The organism is Paraburkholderia mimosarum LMG 23256 = NBRC 106338, assembly GCF_000739815.1.
Classification (GTDB): Bacteria; Pseudomonadota; Gammaproteobacteria; order Burkholderiales; family Burkholderiaceae; genus Paraburkholderia; species Paraburkholderia mimosarum.
Genome location: NZ_BBJJ01000002.1, coordinates 71,905 through 86,422, shown reverse-complemented (window position 1 = coordinate 86,422; position 14,518 = coordinate 71,905). Strand labels below are relative to the sequence as shown.

The 14,518-nt window shown below is 65.0% G+C and carries 11 protein-coding genes and 1 pseudogene; 8 read left to right on the top strand and 4 right to left on the bottom strand.

The window, feature by feature from the left end:
* Window positions 1–11 precede the first annotated feature (11 nt).
* From secD to queA, 4 genes are all read right to left on the bottom strand, one after another.
* Window positions 12–2,060 (bottom strand): protein translocase subunit SecD, encoded by a 2,049-nt coding sequence (secD, locus tag BMI01S_RS02400; RefSeq protein ID WP_028230103.1) that lies wholly within the window; start codon window positions 2,058–2,060, stop codon window positions 12–14.
* A gap of 151 nt (window positions 2,061–2,211) precedes the next feature.
* Window positions 2,212–2,541 (bottom strand): preprotein translocase subunit YajC, encoded by a 330-nt coding sequence (gene yajC / locus BMI01S_RS02395; protein ID WP_028209461.1) that lies wholly within the window; start codon window positions 2,539–2,541, stop codon window positions 2,212–2,214.
* Window positions 2,542–2,795: 254 nt separating this feature from the next.
* The gene (gene tgt / locus BMI01S_RS02390) at window positions 2,796–4,007 is read right to left on the bottom strand and encodes a tRNA guanosine(34) transglycosylase Tgt (protein WP_028209462.1); all 1,212 of its coding nucleotides are present in this window, start codon (window positions 4,005–4,007) and stop codon (window positions 2,796–2,798) included.
* A gap of 102 nt (window positions 4,008–4,109) precedes the next feature.
* Window positions 4,110–5,201 (bottom strand): tRNA preQ1(34) S-adenosylmethionine ribosyltransferase-isomerase QueA, encoded by a 1,092-nt coding sequence (gene queA / locus BMI01S_RS02385; RefSeq protein WP_028209463.1) that lies wholly within the window; start codon window positions 5,199–5,201, stop codon window positions 4,110–4,112.
* A gap of 234 nt (window positions 5,202–5,435) precedes the next feature.
* On the opposite strand from queA, the gene recG reads away from it, so the two are divergent.
* From recG to ubiA, 8 genes and pseudogenes are all read left to right on the top strand, one after another.
* Window positions 5,436–7,997 (top strand): ATP-dependent DNA helicase RecG, encoded by a 2,562-nt coding sequence (recG, locus tag BMI01S_RS02380; RefSeq protein ID WP_407668927.1) that lies wholly within the window; start codon window positions 5,436–5,438, stop codon window positions 7,995–7,997.
* Window positions 7,998–8,166: 169 nt separating this feature from the next.
* A complete protein-coding gene (locus BMI01S_RS02375) occupies window positions 8,167–9,126 on the top strand; it encodes a hydrogen peroxide-inducible genes activator (RefSeq protein ID WP_028209465.1) in 960 nt (319 codons plus the stop codon).
* A 388-nt stretch (window positions 9,127–9,514) separates the two neighbouring features.
* Window positions 9,515–10,954 (top strand): catalase, encoded by a 1,440-nt coding sequence (locus tag BMI01S_RS02370; protein ID WP_028230105.1) that lies wholly within the window; start codon window positions 9,515–9,517, stop codon window positions 10,952–10,954.
* A gap of 92 nt (window positions 10,955–11,046) precedes the next feature.
* Window positions 11,047–11,223: a hypothetical protein gene (locus BMI01S_RS40610; RefSeq protein WP_154671138.1), complete on the top strand. Its 177-nt coding sequence runs from the start codon at window positions 11,047–11,049 to the stop codon at window positions 11,221–11,223.
* Between the two features lie 92 nt (window positions 11,224–11,315).
* A pseudogene (locus BMI01S_RS40605) lies at window positions 11,316–11,429 on the top strand (IS607 family transposase); the annotation flags it as partial.
* 72 nt (window positions 11,430–11,501) lie between these two features.
* Complete coding sequence (locus BMI01S_RS02365) at window positions 11,502–12,893, top strand: transposase (RefSeq protein ID WP_028230106.1); 1,392 nt, start codon at window positions 11,502–11,504, stop codon at window positions 12,891–12,893.
* Between the two features lie 23 nt (window positions 12,894–12,916).
* Entirely contained in the window at window positions 12,917–13,405 is a 489-nt protein-coding gene (locus BMI01S_RS02360) for a Dps family protein (RefSeq protein WP_028209467.1), read from the top strand.
* A gap of 184 nt (window positions 13,406–13,589) precedes the next feature.
* Complete coding sequence (gene ubiA / locus BMI01S_RS02355) at window positions 13,590–14,453, top strand: 4-hydroxybenzoate octaprenyltransferase (RefSeq protein ID WP_028230107.1); 864 nt, start codon at window positions 13,590–13,592, stop codon at window positions 14,451–14,453.
* Window positions 14,454–14,518 lie beyond the last annotated feature (65 nt).

Sequence of the window (14,518 nt, the reverse complement as noted above, 5' to 3'; positions counted from 1 at the left end):
GTGACTCCGTATCAGCGGGACGAGCCCGTGTTGTTGCCGGGGCCGCCCGAGGCGTCGCGGCGGCGCACGACCGGCTTGGCGCGCGCGGCGCCCTTTGCGCCGGCCTTGGCCGGTTCGCGCTTCGCGGCCGTTGCGGAAACCGCGCGGGCCGTATCGGTGCCGACGTCGGCGCCGGCGAGCGCGGGTGCCGCCTCCTGAGGCTCAGGACGCCACACCTGACCCACGGCGAGCGACTTGAGCTTCTTCTTGCCGCCGTACCAGAGGTTCACGAGACCGCGCGAGAAGAACACGGCCGAGAACATCGACGTGAGAATGCCGATACAGTGCACGATCGCGAAGCCGCGCACCGGACCCGAGCCGAACGCGAGCAGCGCGAGACCGGCGATCAGCGTCGTCACGTTCGAGTCGAGAATCGTTGCCCAGGCGTGCGCGTAGCCGTTCTGGATGGCCAGCTGCGGCGGCGCGCCGTTGCGCAGTTCTTCGCGCACGCGTTCGTTGATCAGCACGTTCGCGTCGATGGCCATACCGAGCGCGAGCGCGATAGCCGCGATGCCCGGCAGCGTGAGCGTGGCCTGCAGCATCGAGAGCACCGCCACGAGCAGCAGCAGGTTCACCGAGAGGCCGATCATGGAGATCACGCCGAACAGCATGTAGTACGCGATCATGAACACGGCGATCGCGGCGAAGCCGTAGATCACCGAATCAAAACCCTTGCGAATGTTGTCCGCGCCGAGGCTCGGTCCGACCGTGCGTTCCTCGATGATTTCCATCGGCGCCGCGAGCGAGCCGGCGCGCAGCAGCAGCGCGAGGTCGGCGGCGGCCTGCGGCGTGGGCTGGCCCGTGATCTGGAAGCGGTCGCCCAGTTCCGACTGGATCGTCGCCACCGTCAGCACTTCGCCCTTGCCCTTTTCGAACAGCACCATCGCCATCGGCTTGCCGATGTTGTCGCGCGAAACGGCGCGCACGGCGCGCCCGCCCGCGGAGTCGAGACGGATGTTGACCGACGGACGCTGATGCTCGTCGAAGCCCGCCGAGGCGTCGATGATGCGGTCGCCCGTGAAGATCACCTGCTTGCGCAGCAGCACCGGCGCGGCGTTGCCTTGCGTGAAGAGTTCGTCGCCCGGCGGCACCGGCGCGTTCACGTCCGGATGCAGGCCCATCGGGTCGGCGAGGCGCGCTTCGAGCGTCGCCGTGCGGCCGATGATGTCCTTCGCCTTCGCGGTGTCCTGCACGCCCGGCAGTTCGACCACGATGCGGTCGTCGCCCTGCTGCTGGATTACGGGCTCCGCCACGCCGAGCTCGTTCACGCGGTTGTGCAGCGTCTGGATGTTCTGCTTGAGCGCCGCTTGCTGAACCGCTGTCTTCACGGCCGGCGTGAACGTGCCGACGAGCTGCACGCCGCCCTCGGGATTGTTCTGCGTGGCCCATTGAAGCTCGGTGATGCCGCCCGATCCCGCGAGCACCTTGCGCGCCTGCTCGGCCACGTCGGCATCGGCGAAATTGACCACCACCGACTGGTTGACGCGGTTCACGCCGCCGTCGCGGATGTTCTTGTCGCGCAGGAGCGTGCGCACGTCCGAAGCGTCGGAATCGAGCTTCTTGTTGAGCGCGCCGTTCATGTCGACCTGGAGCAGGAAGTGCACGCCGCCGCGCAGGTCGAGGCCGAGATACATCGGCAGCGCGCGCATGCTGGTGAGCCAGCGCGGCGAGGCGCTCTGCAGGTTCAGCGCGACGATGTACTGCGGATCGGTCGGGTCGGCGTTCAGCGCGTGATTGAGCGCGTCTTTGAGGCGCAACTGCGTGTCCGTATCGGCGACGCGCACGCGGATGTTCGCGTTCAGCGACGAGTTGTCGAACGTGACGTCGGCAGCCTTGATGTTGTTCGCAACGAGCGCGGCTTCGACCTGGGCGAGCGTGCCCGAGTCGAGCTTGACGGTGGCCTTGCCGCTCGAGACCTGGACCGCGGGCGCTTCGCCGAAGAAATTGGGCAATGTGTACACGAAGCCGATGACAAGCGCCACCAGCATCACGACATATTTCCAGAGGGGATAACGGTTCATTGGTTGACCCAACGGGGGAGGGGAAGAGCGCTGTGCGCGTCCGGCTATGCCTTCGGGGCGTTCCTGCATTGACGTTTCGTGGTCAGTGGCTGGGCCGGGCGCGCGAGGCCGTTCTTTTGGAGGCAACGGCCTCGATGATTCTTGCGACGCTTTACAGCGACTTGATCGTGCCCTTCGGCAGGATGGTCGAGACCGAGGACTTCTGCACGGTGATTTCCGTGCCGTCGGCGATTTCGACGCCCACGTAGGCTTCGCTGACGCGGGTCACCTTGCCGACGATGCCGCCGCTCGTGATCACTTCGTCGCCCTTGGCCATGGCCGCGAGCATGTTGCGATGTTCCTTCTGACGCTTCATCTGCGGACGGATCATGATGAAGTACAGCACGGCGAACATCAGAATGAGCGGCAGGAAGCTCATCAAGCTCGATTCGGCACCACCTGCTGCACTGCCTTGCGCGAAGGCATTGGAAATGAACGACACGTTGGTCTCTCCGTTTTTACGATCAAAAAGCGAGCCGGTTATTCTACCACCGGCATTCTCCGCGACGATGACGCCAAATTGGCTTGCCGATCAAGCGCTTATCTTGAATCTTGCCGCTGCCCGGCGAGCTTGGGCGTGAAAACCGGGCGTGAAAACCGGCGCCGCGCGACATGACAAGGCATGGACAAGACACAGACGCGGCGCCCTGTTCGCGCCATCGGTGCGAAAGGTGATTGTAATGTCGTGTGGCGCTCTCAGTCGACGCCGCGTGCGCGTTGCCCGGCAAAACGCTGGCGGAAGGCCGCAAACGTCTTCGTTTCGATCGCCGCGCGCATCTCGCTCATCAGTTCCAGGTAGTAGTGCAGATTGTGGATCGTGTTGAGCTGCGCGCCGAGAATCTCGCCCACGCGGTGCAGATGGTGCAGGTAACCGCGCGTGAAGTGGCGGCAGGTGTAGCAGCCGCACTGCTCGTCGAGCGGGCGCAGCGAGTTGCGGTGCACGGCGTTGCGGATCTTGATGTCGCCAAAGCGCGTGAAGATCCAGCCGTTGCGCGCGTTGCGCGTGGGCATCACGCAGTCGAACATGTCGACGCCCGCGGCCACGCCCGCCACGAGGTCTTCCGGCGTACCCACGCCCATCAGGTAATGCGGCTTGTCGGCGGGCAGCTTCGGCGCGACGTGCTCCAGCACGCGCATCATGTCTTCCTTGGGTTCGCCCACCGAAAGTCCGCCGATCGCGTAGCCATGGAACGGCATCTGCGCGAGGCCGGCGAGCGATTCGTCGCGCAGGTCCTCGAACATGCCGCCCTGCACGATGCCGAACAGCGCATTCGGGTTGCCAAGGCGGTTGAATTCGTCGATCGAGCGCTGTGCCCAGCGCATGGACATGCGCATGGAGTCGGCGGCTTCCTTGTGGGTGGTCGCCACGCCGTTGGTCGCGTAGGGCGTGCATTCGTCGAACTGCATGACGATGTCCGAATCGAGCACCTTCTGGATTTGCATCGACACTTCGGGCGAGAGGAACAGCTTGTCGCCGTTCACGGGCGAGGCGAAGCGCACGCCGTCTTCGGAGATCTTGCGCAGGTCGCCGAGCGAGAACACCTGGAAGCCGCCCGAATCGGTGAGGATGGGCCGGTTCCAGCCCATGAAGCGGTGCAGGCCCCCATGCGCCTCGATCGTCTCGAGACCCGGGCGCAGCCACAGGTGGAACGTGTTGCCGAGGATGATCTGCGCGTGCATTTCCTCCAGCTCGCGCGGCTGGGTCGCCTTGACGGTGCCGTAGGTGCCCACGGGCATGAAGATCGGCGTTTCGACCACACCGTGATTGAGCGTCACGCGGCCGCGGCGCGCGAGGCCATCGGTGCCGAGCAGCTCGAATTTGAGGCCATTTTGTGGGCGTTCGCCTACGACCTGACCCAGATACGCGCCGTGCTCGGCGCGTGCGTTGTTTTGATGACCGTCGGTCATGCGTTGACTCCTGTGCCACCGGAGAACAGTCCGGCGCAGATGGGGTGAAAGCCGCAGCGTTCGATGAACGAGCGCGAGCAGCGAGAAAGGCGTTTAAACGTGTTACTTGTTGAGCGCGTCGTCGGTTCGGGTGAGCAGCATCGCGTCACCGTAGCTGAAGAAGCGGTACCGCTGCGCGATCGCGTGACGATATGCCGCGCGGATCGTTTCGATGCCCGCGAACGCAGATACGAGCATCAGCAGCGTCGACTTCGGCAGGTGGAAATTCGTCACGAGCCGGTCGACCACGCGGAACGTGTAGCCCGGCGTGATGAAGATGTCGGTTTCGGCCTGCGTCGCCGCGAGTGCGCGGCCTTCGCGGTCGGCGTCGCGCGCGGCGGCTTCCAGCGCGCGCATCGAGGTCGTGCCCACGGCGATCACGCGGCCGCCGCGCGCGCGCGTGGCCGCGATCTTGTCGACCAGCGTCTGCGGCAGTTGATACCACTCGCTGTGCATCTTGTGCTCGGCGATGTTCTCCACGCGCACCGGCTGGAACGTGCCCGCGCCCACGTGCAGCGTGAGCGTCGCTCGGTCCACGCCTTGCGCGTCGAGTTGGGCGAGCAGGGCGTCGTCGAAGTGCAGACCGGCCGTGGGCGCGGCCACCGCACCCGGATTCTGCGCGTACACCGTTTGATAGCGCGTTTCGTCGCTCGCGTCGGCATCGTGCGTGATGTAGGGCGGCAGCGGCAGGCGGCCGAACCGTTCGATCAGCGTGAGGCAGTCGTCGGGGAAGTGAAGCGTATAGAACGGCTCGACGCGCTCGCCCACGGTCACCTCGAACGCGTCGGCGAGGCGCAGCACCGTGCCGGCCCCGGGGCTCTTGCTCGCGCGGATCTGCGCGAGCGCCGTGCGCGCGCCGGTCAGACGCTCGACGAGCACCTCGATCTTGCCGCCGCTGGCCTTCTGGCCGAAGAAACGCGCCTTCAACACCTTGGTATCGTTGAAGACGAGCAGGTCGCCCGGCGCCACGCACGCGGGCAGTTCGGAGAAACGCCGGTCGGTGAGGCGCGCGGGTTGGCCGGGTTGACCTGGTTGACCGGGCAATTGCGCGGTGTTGTCGACCTCCAGCAGGCGGCTCGCGCTGCGCTCGGCGAGAGCCGTTTGCGCGATGAGTTCCTCGGGGAGGTCGAAATCGAAATCGGAAAGCTTGAACATGCGGCCTGAAATAACGGAAATGCGCCGGAGGACCGGCGCGCGGCGGCTTCCCGGCGGCGAGCCGACGGTCGCGCCCCAAAAAGCGGCGGCAATGTCCTCCCGCGCGCAACGAGCAAACGGGTATGGCACCGGAGCGCGCTGCCCGGGACCGGAGCCGGTGCGAAAGCATCCGGTTCGGATCGACAAAGCGCCAAAGCGCTAACTGCAGATCGACAGCCGCTATGATTGCGGGACATGCCCGTCTGGGACGTGCCCGTCTGGGACATGCCCGTCTGGGACGTGCCCGTCTGGGACGTGCCCGTCTGGGACATGCCCGTCTGGGACATGCCCGTCTGGAACGTGGCCGGCTGTGACCTGCCCGTGTGCCATGCGCGCCATGTGCCGGAGAGCCAGGGCGCCTGCACGCTGCGTGCCGCGCCATGCCGGAAAGCCGATATTGTACTTGCGAAGCTGCCCATGCCTGAGTCCGTTAGCCGATTGATGTCCGAATCCGATTCCGCGAGCGAAACGCGCGACGGCGCGCGCACGCCCGAAGACGGCGACCGGACGCGACAGCCGGACGCAACGCAGGAGGCCGCGCCACCCGCTCGCAAGCGTGCGGCGAAGCAGTCCGCGGACAAGGCTGCGGACAAGGCTGCGGACAAGGCTGCGGAGAAGGCTGCGGAGAAAAGCGCGGAAAAGAGCGCAGAAAAAACGGCGGCCAAGGACAAGCCCAAGCTCACCAAAACCGCCGACCGTCTCGCCAAACTCGGCCTGCGCAGCGACATCGACCTCGTGCTGCATCTGCCGATGCGCTACGAGGATGAAACCACGCTCACGCCCATCGGCGAGCTGCTGCCCGGCGGCGTCGCGCAAACCGAAGGCGTGGTGTTCGACAACGAGATCGCCTACCGCCCGCGCCGCCAGCTGGTGGTGAAGCTGCGCGACCACGATGGCGACGAGCTGCATCTGCGCTTCCTGAACTTCTACGGCTCGCAGGTTGCGCAGATGGCGATCGGCAAGCGTCTGCGCGTGCGCGGCGACGTGCGCGGCGGCTTCTTCGGCATGGAGATGGTGCATCCGGCGGTGAAGGTCGTGGAGGGCGACGCGCCGCTGCCGCAGGCGCTCACGCCGGTGTATCCGTCCACGGCGGGCGTGAGCCAGGCGTACTTGCGCAAGGCTATCGACAACGCGCTTTCGCGCGCGCATCTGCCCGAACTTCTGCCCGCGGCAGTGGCGCACGAGTTCATGGAGCCGCTGGATGTGCCGCCGCTCATCGATGCGGTGAAGACCCTCCACCATCCGCCCGTGAATGCCGACCAGAACGAACTGATCGACGGCACGCATCCCGCGTGGACGCGCATCAAGTTCGAGGAGTTGCTCGCGCAGCAACTGTCGCTCAAGCGCGCGCACGAAGAGCGCCGCACGCGCGCCGCGCCCGCGATGGCGCGTCATGTCGCGGGCCGCGTGGCGCAAACCACGCTGCTCTCACGGCTGCGCGCAGCGCTTCCGTTCACGTTGACGGGCGCGCAGGAGCGCGTGGTGGCGGAAATCGCCCACGATCTCGAACAGCCGCACCCGATGCAGCGTCTGCTGCAGGGCGACGTGGGCAGCGGCAAGACCGTGGTCGCGGCGCTTGCCGCCGCGCAGGCCATCGACGCGGGTTATCAGGCCGCGCTCATGGCGCCCACCGAAATCCTCGCGGAGCAGCACGCGCGCAAGCTGCGCGGCTGGCTCGAGCCGCTCGGCGTGCAGGTGGCGTGGCTCGCGGGCAGCCTCAAGGCGAAGGAAAAGCGCGCGGCGCTCGAAGCGGCTGCGCTCGGCACGGCGCAGCTCGTGATCGGCACGCACGCGATCATTCAGGAGGCCGTCGAGTTCGCGCGCCTCGGCCTCGTGATCGTCGACGAGCAGCATCGCTTCGGCGTCGAACAGCGGCTCGCGCTGCGCGCCAAGGCGCAGAACGCGAAAGCGCCTGGCGAGGCGCACCGCGAGTTCCAGCCGCATCAGCTGATGATGTCGGCCACGCCGATTCCGCGCACGCTCGCCATGACGTACTACGCGGACCTCGACGTCTCCACCATCGACGAGCTGCCGCCCGGCCGCACGCCGATCCTCACGAAGCTCGTCTCCGACGCGCGCCGCGAGGAGGTGATCGCCCGCGTGCGCGCGGCGGCGCTCACGGGCCGTCAGGTGTACTGGGTATGTCCGCTGATCGAGGAGAGCGAAACGCTGCAGCTGCAAACGGCCGTGGAAACCTATGAAACGCTCGTGGCCGCGCTGCCGGAATTGACCGTGGGCCTCGTGCACGGCCGCCTGGCTTCCGCGGACAAGGCCGCCGTGATGGATGCGTTCTCACGCAACGAAGTACAACTGCTGGTCGCGACGACGGTGATCGAAGTGGGTGTGGACGTGCCTAACGCGTCGCTGATGGTGATCGAACACGCGGAGCGCTTCGGCCTCGCGCAACTGCATCAATTGCGCGGGCGAGTGGGGCGTGGAAGCGCGGCTTCCGTTTGCGTGCTCCTCTACACCGGGCCGTTGTCGCTCACGGGCCGCGCGCGCCTGCAAACCATGCGCGAGACCACCGACGGCTTCGAGATCGCCCGCAAGGATCTCGAAATCCGCGGCCCCGGCGAATTTCTCGGCGCGCGCCAGTCGGGGGCGGCGATGCTGCGCTTCGCGAGCCTCGAAAACGACGCCTGGCTCATCGAGCCCGCGCGCGGCGCGGCCGATCGCCTGCTGCGCGAGTATCCCCACGTCGTCACGCAGCACCTGAACCGCTGGCTGGGCGCGCGCGAACAATACCTGAAGGCATGAGGTCCATTGCGCGGAACCTCCGCGCGCCCCTGCCGTCTGACCCCTTTGCCGTGATCGTGCCCCGCGTAGGGGTGCAGATTATTGGCGAATCAGCGCCATAGGTGTATAAGTACAAACTATTGATTCGCCTTGTCTGATTGTTACTGATGTTCCCCCAATTGGTCCCCCAATGACGCTCACAGAATTGAAATACATCGTCGCGGTAGCTCGAGAGCGCCACTTCGGACGGGCCGCGGAAGCCTGCTTCGTGAGCCAGCCGACCCTGTCGGTCGCCATCAAGAAGCTCGAAGACGAACTCAACGTTCAGATCTTCGAGCGCGGCACGAGCGAAGTGAGCGTGACGCCCATCGGCGAGCAGATCGTCACGCAGGCGCAGCGCGTGCTCGAACAGACGCTCGCCATCAAGGAAATCGCCAAACAGGGCAAGGATCCGCTGGTGGGGCCGCTGCGCCTCGGCGTGATCTATACGATCGGGCCGTACCTCCTGCCCACGCTCGTCAAGCAGATGATCAAGCGCGTGCCGCAAATGCCGCTCATGCTGCAGGAGAACTACACGCTCAAGCTAATCGAGCTGCTCAAGCAAGGCGAGATCGACGTGGCGATCATGGCGCTGCCGTTCCCCGAAACCGGCCTCACGCTGCGCCCGCTCTACGATGAGCCGTTCGTCGTGGCGCTGCCCTCGGGCCATGCCTGGGAACAGCGCGCGAAGATCGACCCGGACGACCTCAAGCAGGAAACCATGCTGCTGCTCGGCAGCGGCCATTGCTTCCGCGATCACGTGCTGGGCGTGTGCCCGGAACTGATGCGTTTTTCGCAGAACGCCGACGGCATCCAGAAGACCTTCGAAGGCTCCTCGCTGGAAACCATCCGCCATATGGTCGCGAGCGGCGTGGGCATCACCGTGCTGCCGCGCATGTCGGTCACGGAGGTGAAGCCGCACGCGGGCGGCGTCGATTCGGGGCTGCTTTCCTACGTGCCGTTCGACGAGCCCGTGCCGGATCGCCGCGTGGTGCTGGCCTGGCGCAAGAGCTTCACGCGCCTGCCGGCGATCGAGGCGATCGTCGACGCAATCCACGCTTGCGAACTGCCTGGCGTGAAGAAGATCGAGGCGCCCGCCGAGGCGGCCTGACGGACTCATGCGCCGCGCCGATGTCTCGGCGTGGCGCGTTCCTTCCGCGCGCGCGGCATTCGTCCGTGGCGCTTTCCCCTGATACCGCTCGCGACCGCAATACGCTGCGGCTATTCGATAGATTAAATAAATCAAATTATAGCTATCGATAGCTGATGCTACAGTGGCTTCCAACCGATCCCAACCGGAATCCACTGGAGGAAGCGATGCAAACCACCACCCCGAATACCCCCACGCCCAGCACACCGGCACGCGCCGCATCGGGCCTTCGCACCGTCGCGTTCTCGTTGCTGGTCGACCGCGCGCTGTCCGCCTGACGGCCTCGTGCCGATTCCCGCCAGACCCCACCGAATTCCAGAACACACCAGCAGCCAGAAAGGAATCCAGCATGACCGACCGTACTCTCACCTCGGCAGCAGGCGCACCCGTCGTCGACAACCAGAATTCGCTCACCGCCGGCCCGCGCGGCCCCGTCGTGCTGCAGGACGTGTGGCTGCTCGAGAAGCTCGCGCACTTCGACCGCGAAGTGATTCCCGAGCGCCGCGTGCACGCCAAGGGCTCGGGCGCGTTCGGCACCCTCAAGGTCACGCACGATATCTCGCGCTATACGAAGGCCAAGGTGTTCGGCGAAGTCGGCAAGGAAACGCCGCTCTTCATCCGCTTCTCGACGGTGGCGGGCGAGCGTGGCGCCGCCGACGCCGAGCGCGACGTGCGCGGCTTCTCGATAAAGTTCTACACGCAAGAGGGCAACTGGGACATCGTCGGCAACAACACGCCGGTGTTCTTCATCCGCGATCCGCTCAAGTTCCCGGACTTCATCCACACGCAAAAGCGGGATCCGCGCACGAACCTGCGCAGCAACGTGGCGGCGTGGGACTTCTGGTCGCGTCATCCCGAGTCGCTCCATCAGGTGACGATCCTCATGAGCGATCGTGGCATTCCGAAGAATTATCGCCAGCAGCACGGCTTCGGCTCGCACACGTTCTCGTTCATCAACGCCGGCAACGAGCGCTTTTACGTGAAATTCCACTTCAAGTCGGCGCAGGGCGTGGAGAACTACACCGACGCGGAAGCGGCGCAGGTCGTGGCTCAGGACCGCGAATCGGCGCAGCGCGATCTCTATGACGAGATCGAGAAGGGCAATTTCCCGAAGTGGCATTTCCGGATCCAGGTGATGCCCGAGGCCGATGCCGCGAAAGTGCCATACAACCCGTTCGACATCACGAAGGTGTGGCCGCACAAGGATTACCCGTTGATCGACGTGGGCACGATCGAGCTGAACCGCAATCCGGAGAACTATTTCGCCGACGTCGAGCAGGTCGCCTTCACGCCCGCGAACGTGGTGCCCGGCATCGGATTCTCGCCCGATCGCCTGTTACAGGGACGCTTGTTCTCGTACGGCGATACGCAGCGCTATCGCCTGGGCGTGAACCATCATCAGATTCCGGTGAACGCGCCGCGCTGTCCGGTCCACTCGTTCCATCGCGACGGCGCCATGCGCACCGACGGCAACCTCGGCGGCAACGTGAACTACGAGCCGAGCCGCTTCGGCGACTTCGCGCAACGCTCGCAGGCCGGCGAGCCGCCGCTCGCGGCGGGCGCGGTCGATCACTACGATCATCGCGCGGACGACGACTACTACAGCCAGCCGGGCGCGCTGTTTCGTTTGTTCGATGAAGCGCAACGCGAGCGGCTGTTCGGCAATATCGCGCGTCACATCAACGGCGTGCCGGCGGAGATCGCGGAGCGTCAGATCGAGCACTTCCGCCGCGCCGATCCGGCGTATGCGCAAGGCGTGATCGACGCGATCGCGAAGCTGGCCAGGTGAGCTGGCGGGCGCGGTGTGCCGTCACAACGTTGAGACGACACGCCGCGCCCTGATCAGGACAGGACGAAAAGGTAACGCCAGGGAGCACGATCATGACCCGAACGATGACGATGACCCTCAAGACCATGGGACCAGGAAAGGCGGCCGCGATGGCGCGCACGCGCGCGCAAGGCACGCAGCTCGTGCGTCGCGCGGTGGGCTTTGCGGTAGTAGCGAGTGGCTTCGTGGCGATTGCCACGCAAGGTTTCGCACTCCTCGCGGGACATTGAACAGCTGGCGCGGCGCCGGGCACGGGCGCCCGGAACCGGGCCACCCAGTAGGGCCGGATGAACGGGTTTTCTGACATTTCCAGGCTACACTTGAGCGCGAAGGCAAGCCGACTGCAAAGCGTCTTCCGTCCGGCCATCGATACTTTAATGAATCAGACGTTCAGAATGTGCTCGGTGGCACCGAGAAGGGGCTGACTGTGGTGTACTGGACGACCTGGCTTGCCAGCAGATCAGGGACGATTACCCCAGGAGCAAGGAACCGAAGGATATATCCTGCAATGACAACGGTCACCCGCATCCTTTACGCGACATCATCATCGCTGCCAGCGCTTCGCGCTGTTTGCGACGTAATGGCTTTCGTGCGTGCGGACCTCTGGCGGCGCTACGGGGCGCTGGGGAGCGTTGGCAAGAGTGCGGCAGACATTCGCAAGGAAGTGACTGCCAGCGGCTGGTACGCAAATCTCGCGGTAGATGGAACAATCCGCGCCGAGACCACCAAAGATGTTGTCCACGACATTCTGACGTACAAGGCAGCCGCTTGCGCGAAGGTACGGCAAGCGATCGCGAAGCGCACCCCGGATGCGGATGAGCGCAAGGGCCTGTTTGCCCTGCTCAGGGCTGACAGGTGGCTTGAAGATCGTTACCTGCACCGCATGATGCGCAAGCACTTCCGTCACGGGGTCTCGCGCTGCGACAACCAGTTCATCGTACGCTCGGACAAGCACGAGAGCCGCCTCGTGGGCGGCCGGCTCACGGTGACGATCCGCGTAGCAAAGCAGTACGGCGAGCCAATCGTGCTTGCGACCACGAGCAGCGGAAAGCATGTCGACCTCACAGGCTGCAACCTGCGCATCATCCTGAAAGGCGAAAGCGTCGAGATCCATTACGCGACCGAAAAGGGCGAAGGCCGGCCATGCGGAACGGCTGAAATCGGCGTCGATAAAGGCTATACCGAAGCTTTCACGGACTCGGACGGCGCCCATCATGGCGAGAAGTTCGGCGCCGTGCTCAGCGCGTACAGCAATCAGGTATCGAAGACCGGGAAGGCCCGCAACAAACTGCATGCGCTCGAAAAGAAGCATCGGGCGGCTGGGCGAATTGCCAAAGCTGAGCGCATCAGGGCGAACAACCTTGGGTGCGGGAAACTCGAGGCACGCCGGGATCGCACGCAGAACAGACTGCGGACCATCGCCTATCAGGCCGCTCACACCATGTTGGACAAGGCCGCTGTCGTTGGCTCCGAAGACCTGACATCGTCCATCAGGGGGAAGACTCAGTGGCGGAACTACAACCGCCGCATGAGCGCATGGGCCAAGGGTGTATTGGCTCAGGCACTTGAAGAAGTATGCACGCAGCGCGGAGCGACGCACGTCGTCGTCAACGCCGCCTACACGTCGCAAATGGACTCGTTCACGGGCTTGCTAGAAGGCAGGCGCGCGGGCGACAAGTTTTACCGTGCAAACGGGGACGTTCTTCAGGCGGACTTCAATGCTGCGCGGAATGTGCGTAACAGGATTCATGATCGGGAAATCGTCCGGTTCATGCATCACACACAGGTGAAGCAGATCCTGCTCGCACGCTCCTCCGGCGCAACTGAGCGTCAAGAGGCTTCAGTTGGGCGGCGAAAGTCGCATCAACGAAGTGCGGATAAATCCACTGCTCGACTATGAGCAAATTTTATGGAACAGTCGTCATGGCCAAAAAAGCAACCGTACAGCACGTGAATATCGGCATCAGCGACAAAGACCGCAAGAAGATCGCGGATGGTCTCTCGCGCCTGCTGGCGGATACCTACACGCTGTATCTCAAGACGCACAACTTCCACTGGAACGTCACGGGGCCGATGTTCAACACGCTCCACCTGATGTTCGAAGGGCAGTACAACGAACTCGCGCTGGCCGTGGACGCGATCGCCGAGCGCATTCGCGCGCTGGGCGTGCATGCGCCGGGCAGCTACAAGGAGTTCGCGAAGCTCTCGTCGATTCCCGAAGCCGACGGCGTGCCGGCTGCGGAAGACATGATCCGTCAGCTGGTGGAAGGCCAGGAAGCCGTGGTGCGCACGGCGCGCGCGATCTTCCCGTCGACGGAGGCGGCCAACGACGAGCCGACCGCCGACCTGCTCACGCAGCGCATGCAGACGCACGAAAAGACCGCGTGGATGCTGCGCTCGCTGCTGGCTTGATGCCGGCGCGGCGCGCAGGCGTCGCAGTCCAGCCGCACCGGGTACGACAGGAAGCCCGCCGGATGTCCGGCGGGTTTTTTTATGCCCGGCCGCCACCGGGGAGAGGGCGCGGACATGGCGAGGCCGGAGGTGGCGAAGCGGTGGCCTCGCCTACAATAGCGGCATTGCTTTTCCCACCCTGATCATGTTCGCCCGACTCCCGCTCTATTTGCGGCTCGTCCGCATGGACAAGCCGATCGGCAGCCTGCTGCTGCTGTGGCCGACGCTCAACGCGCTGTGGATCGCCTCGGACGGCCATCCTCCGCTCTCGCTGCTGATCATTTTCACCGTCGGCACGGTGCTGATGCGCTCGGCGGGCTGCGCGATCAATGACTACGCCGACCGCGACTTCGACCGTCACGTCAAGCGCACGGCCGAGCGCCCGCTCACTTCCGGCCGCATCCGCGCCTGGGAAGCGGTGGCGATTGCCGCGGGTCTCGCGCTCGTGTCGTTTCTCCTGATCCTGCCGCTGAACGCGCTCACGAAGGAGTTATCGGTCGTGGCGCTCTTCGTGGCGGCCTCTTATCCGTTCACGAAGCGCTTCTTTGCGATTCCACAGGCGTATCTGGGCATCGCGTTCGGCTTCGGCATTCCGATGGCGTTCGCCGCCGTACAGAATCACGTGCCGGCGCTTGCGTGGATCATGCTGGTCGCCAACGTGTTCTGGTCCGTGGCCTACGACACCGAATACGCAATGGTCGATCGCGACGACGACATCAAGATCGGCATCCGCACTTCGGCGCTCACGTTCGGCCGCTACGACGTGCTCGCGATCATGCTCTGCTACGCGGCCACGCTCGGCATCTACGTCTGGGTAGGCGTGACGCTGGCGTTCGGCTGGCTCTACTGGCTCGGCTGGGCCGCCGCCGTGGGTTGCGCCATTTACCACTACACGCTCATCAGGGGCCGCGAGCGCATGCCGTGCTTCGCCGCGTTCCGCCACAACAACTGGCTGGGTGGCGTGCTGTTCGTAGGCATCGCCGCCCATTACGCCGTTTCGGGGCTCTGAGGGCGCTCCCGCCCCCGCCTCGCGAAACCCTTACTCCGCAAAAGCGCCGGGGGCGTGACACCCCC

Coding starts and splice junctions, on each gene's coding strand:
- BMI01S_RS02365 (WP_028230106.1), top strand. CDS start 11,502: ATGACAACGGTCACCCGCATCCTTTACGCGACATCATCATCGCTGCCA.
- BMI01S_RS40610 (WP_154671138.1), top strand. CDS start 11,047: ATGACCCGAACGATGACGATGACCCTCAAGACCATGGGACCAGGAAAG.
- BMI01S_RS02375 (WP_028209465.1), top strand. CDS start 8,167: ATGACGCTCACAGAATTGAAATACATCGTCGCGGTAGCTCGAGAGCGC.
- recG (WP_407668927.1), top strand. CDS start 5,436: ATGCCCGTCTGGGACGTGCCCGTCTGGGACATGCCCGTCTGGGACGTG.
- queA (WP_028209463.1), bottom strand. CDS start 5,201: ATGTTCAAGCTTTCCGATTTCGATTTCGACCTCCCCGAGGAACTCATC.
- tgt (WP_028209462.1), bottom strand. CDS start 4,007: ATGACCGACGGTCATCAAAACAACGCACGCGCCGAGCACGGCGCGTAT.
- BMI01S_RS02370 (WP_028230105.1), top strand. CDS start 9,515: ATGACCGACCGTACTCTCACCTCGGCAGCAGGCGCACCCGTCGTCGAC.
- ubiA (WP_028230107.1), top strand. CDS start 13,590: ATGTTCGCCCGACTCCCGCTCTATTTGCGGCTCGTCCGCATGGACAAG.
- secD (WP_028230103.1), bottom strand. CDS start 2,060: ATGAACCGTTATCCCCTCTGGAAATATGTCGTGATGCTGGTGGCGCTT.
- BMI01S_RS02360 (WP_028209467.1), top strand. CDS start 12,917: ATGGCCAAAAAAGCAACCGTACAGCACGTGAATATCGGCATCAGCGAC.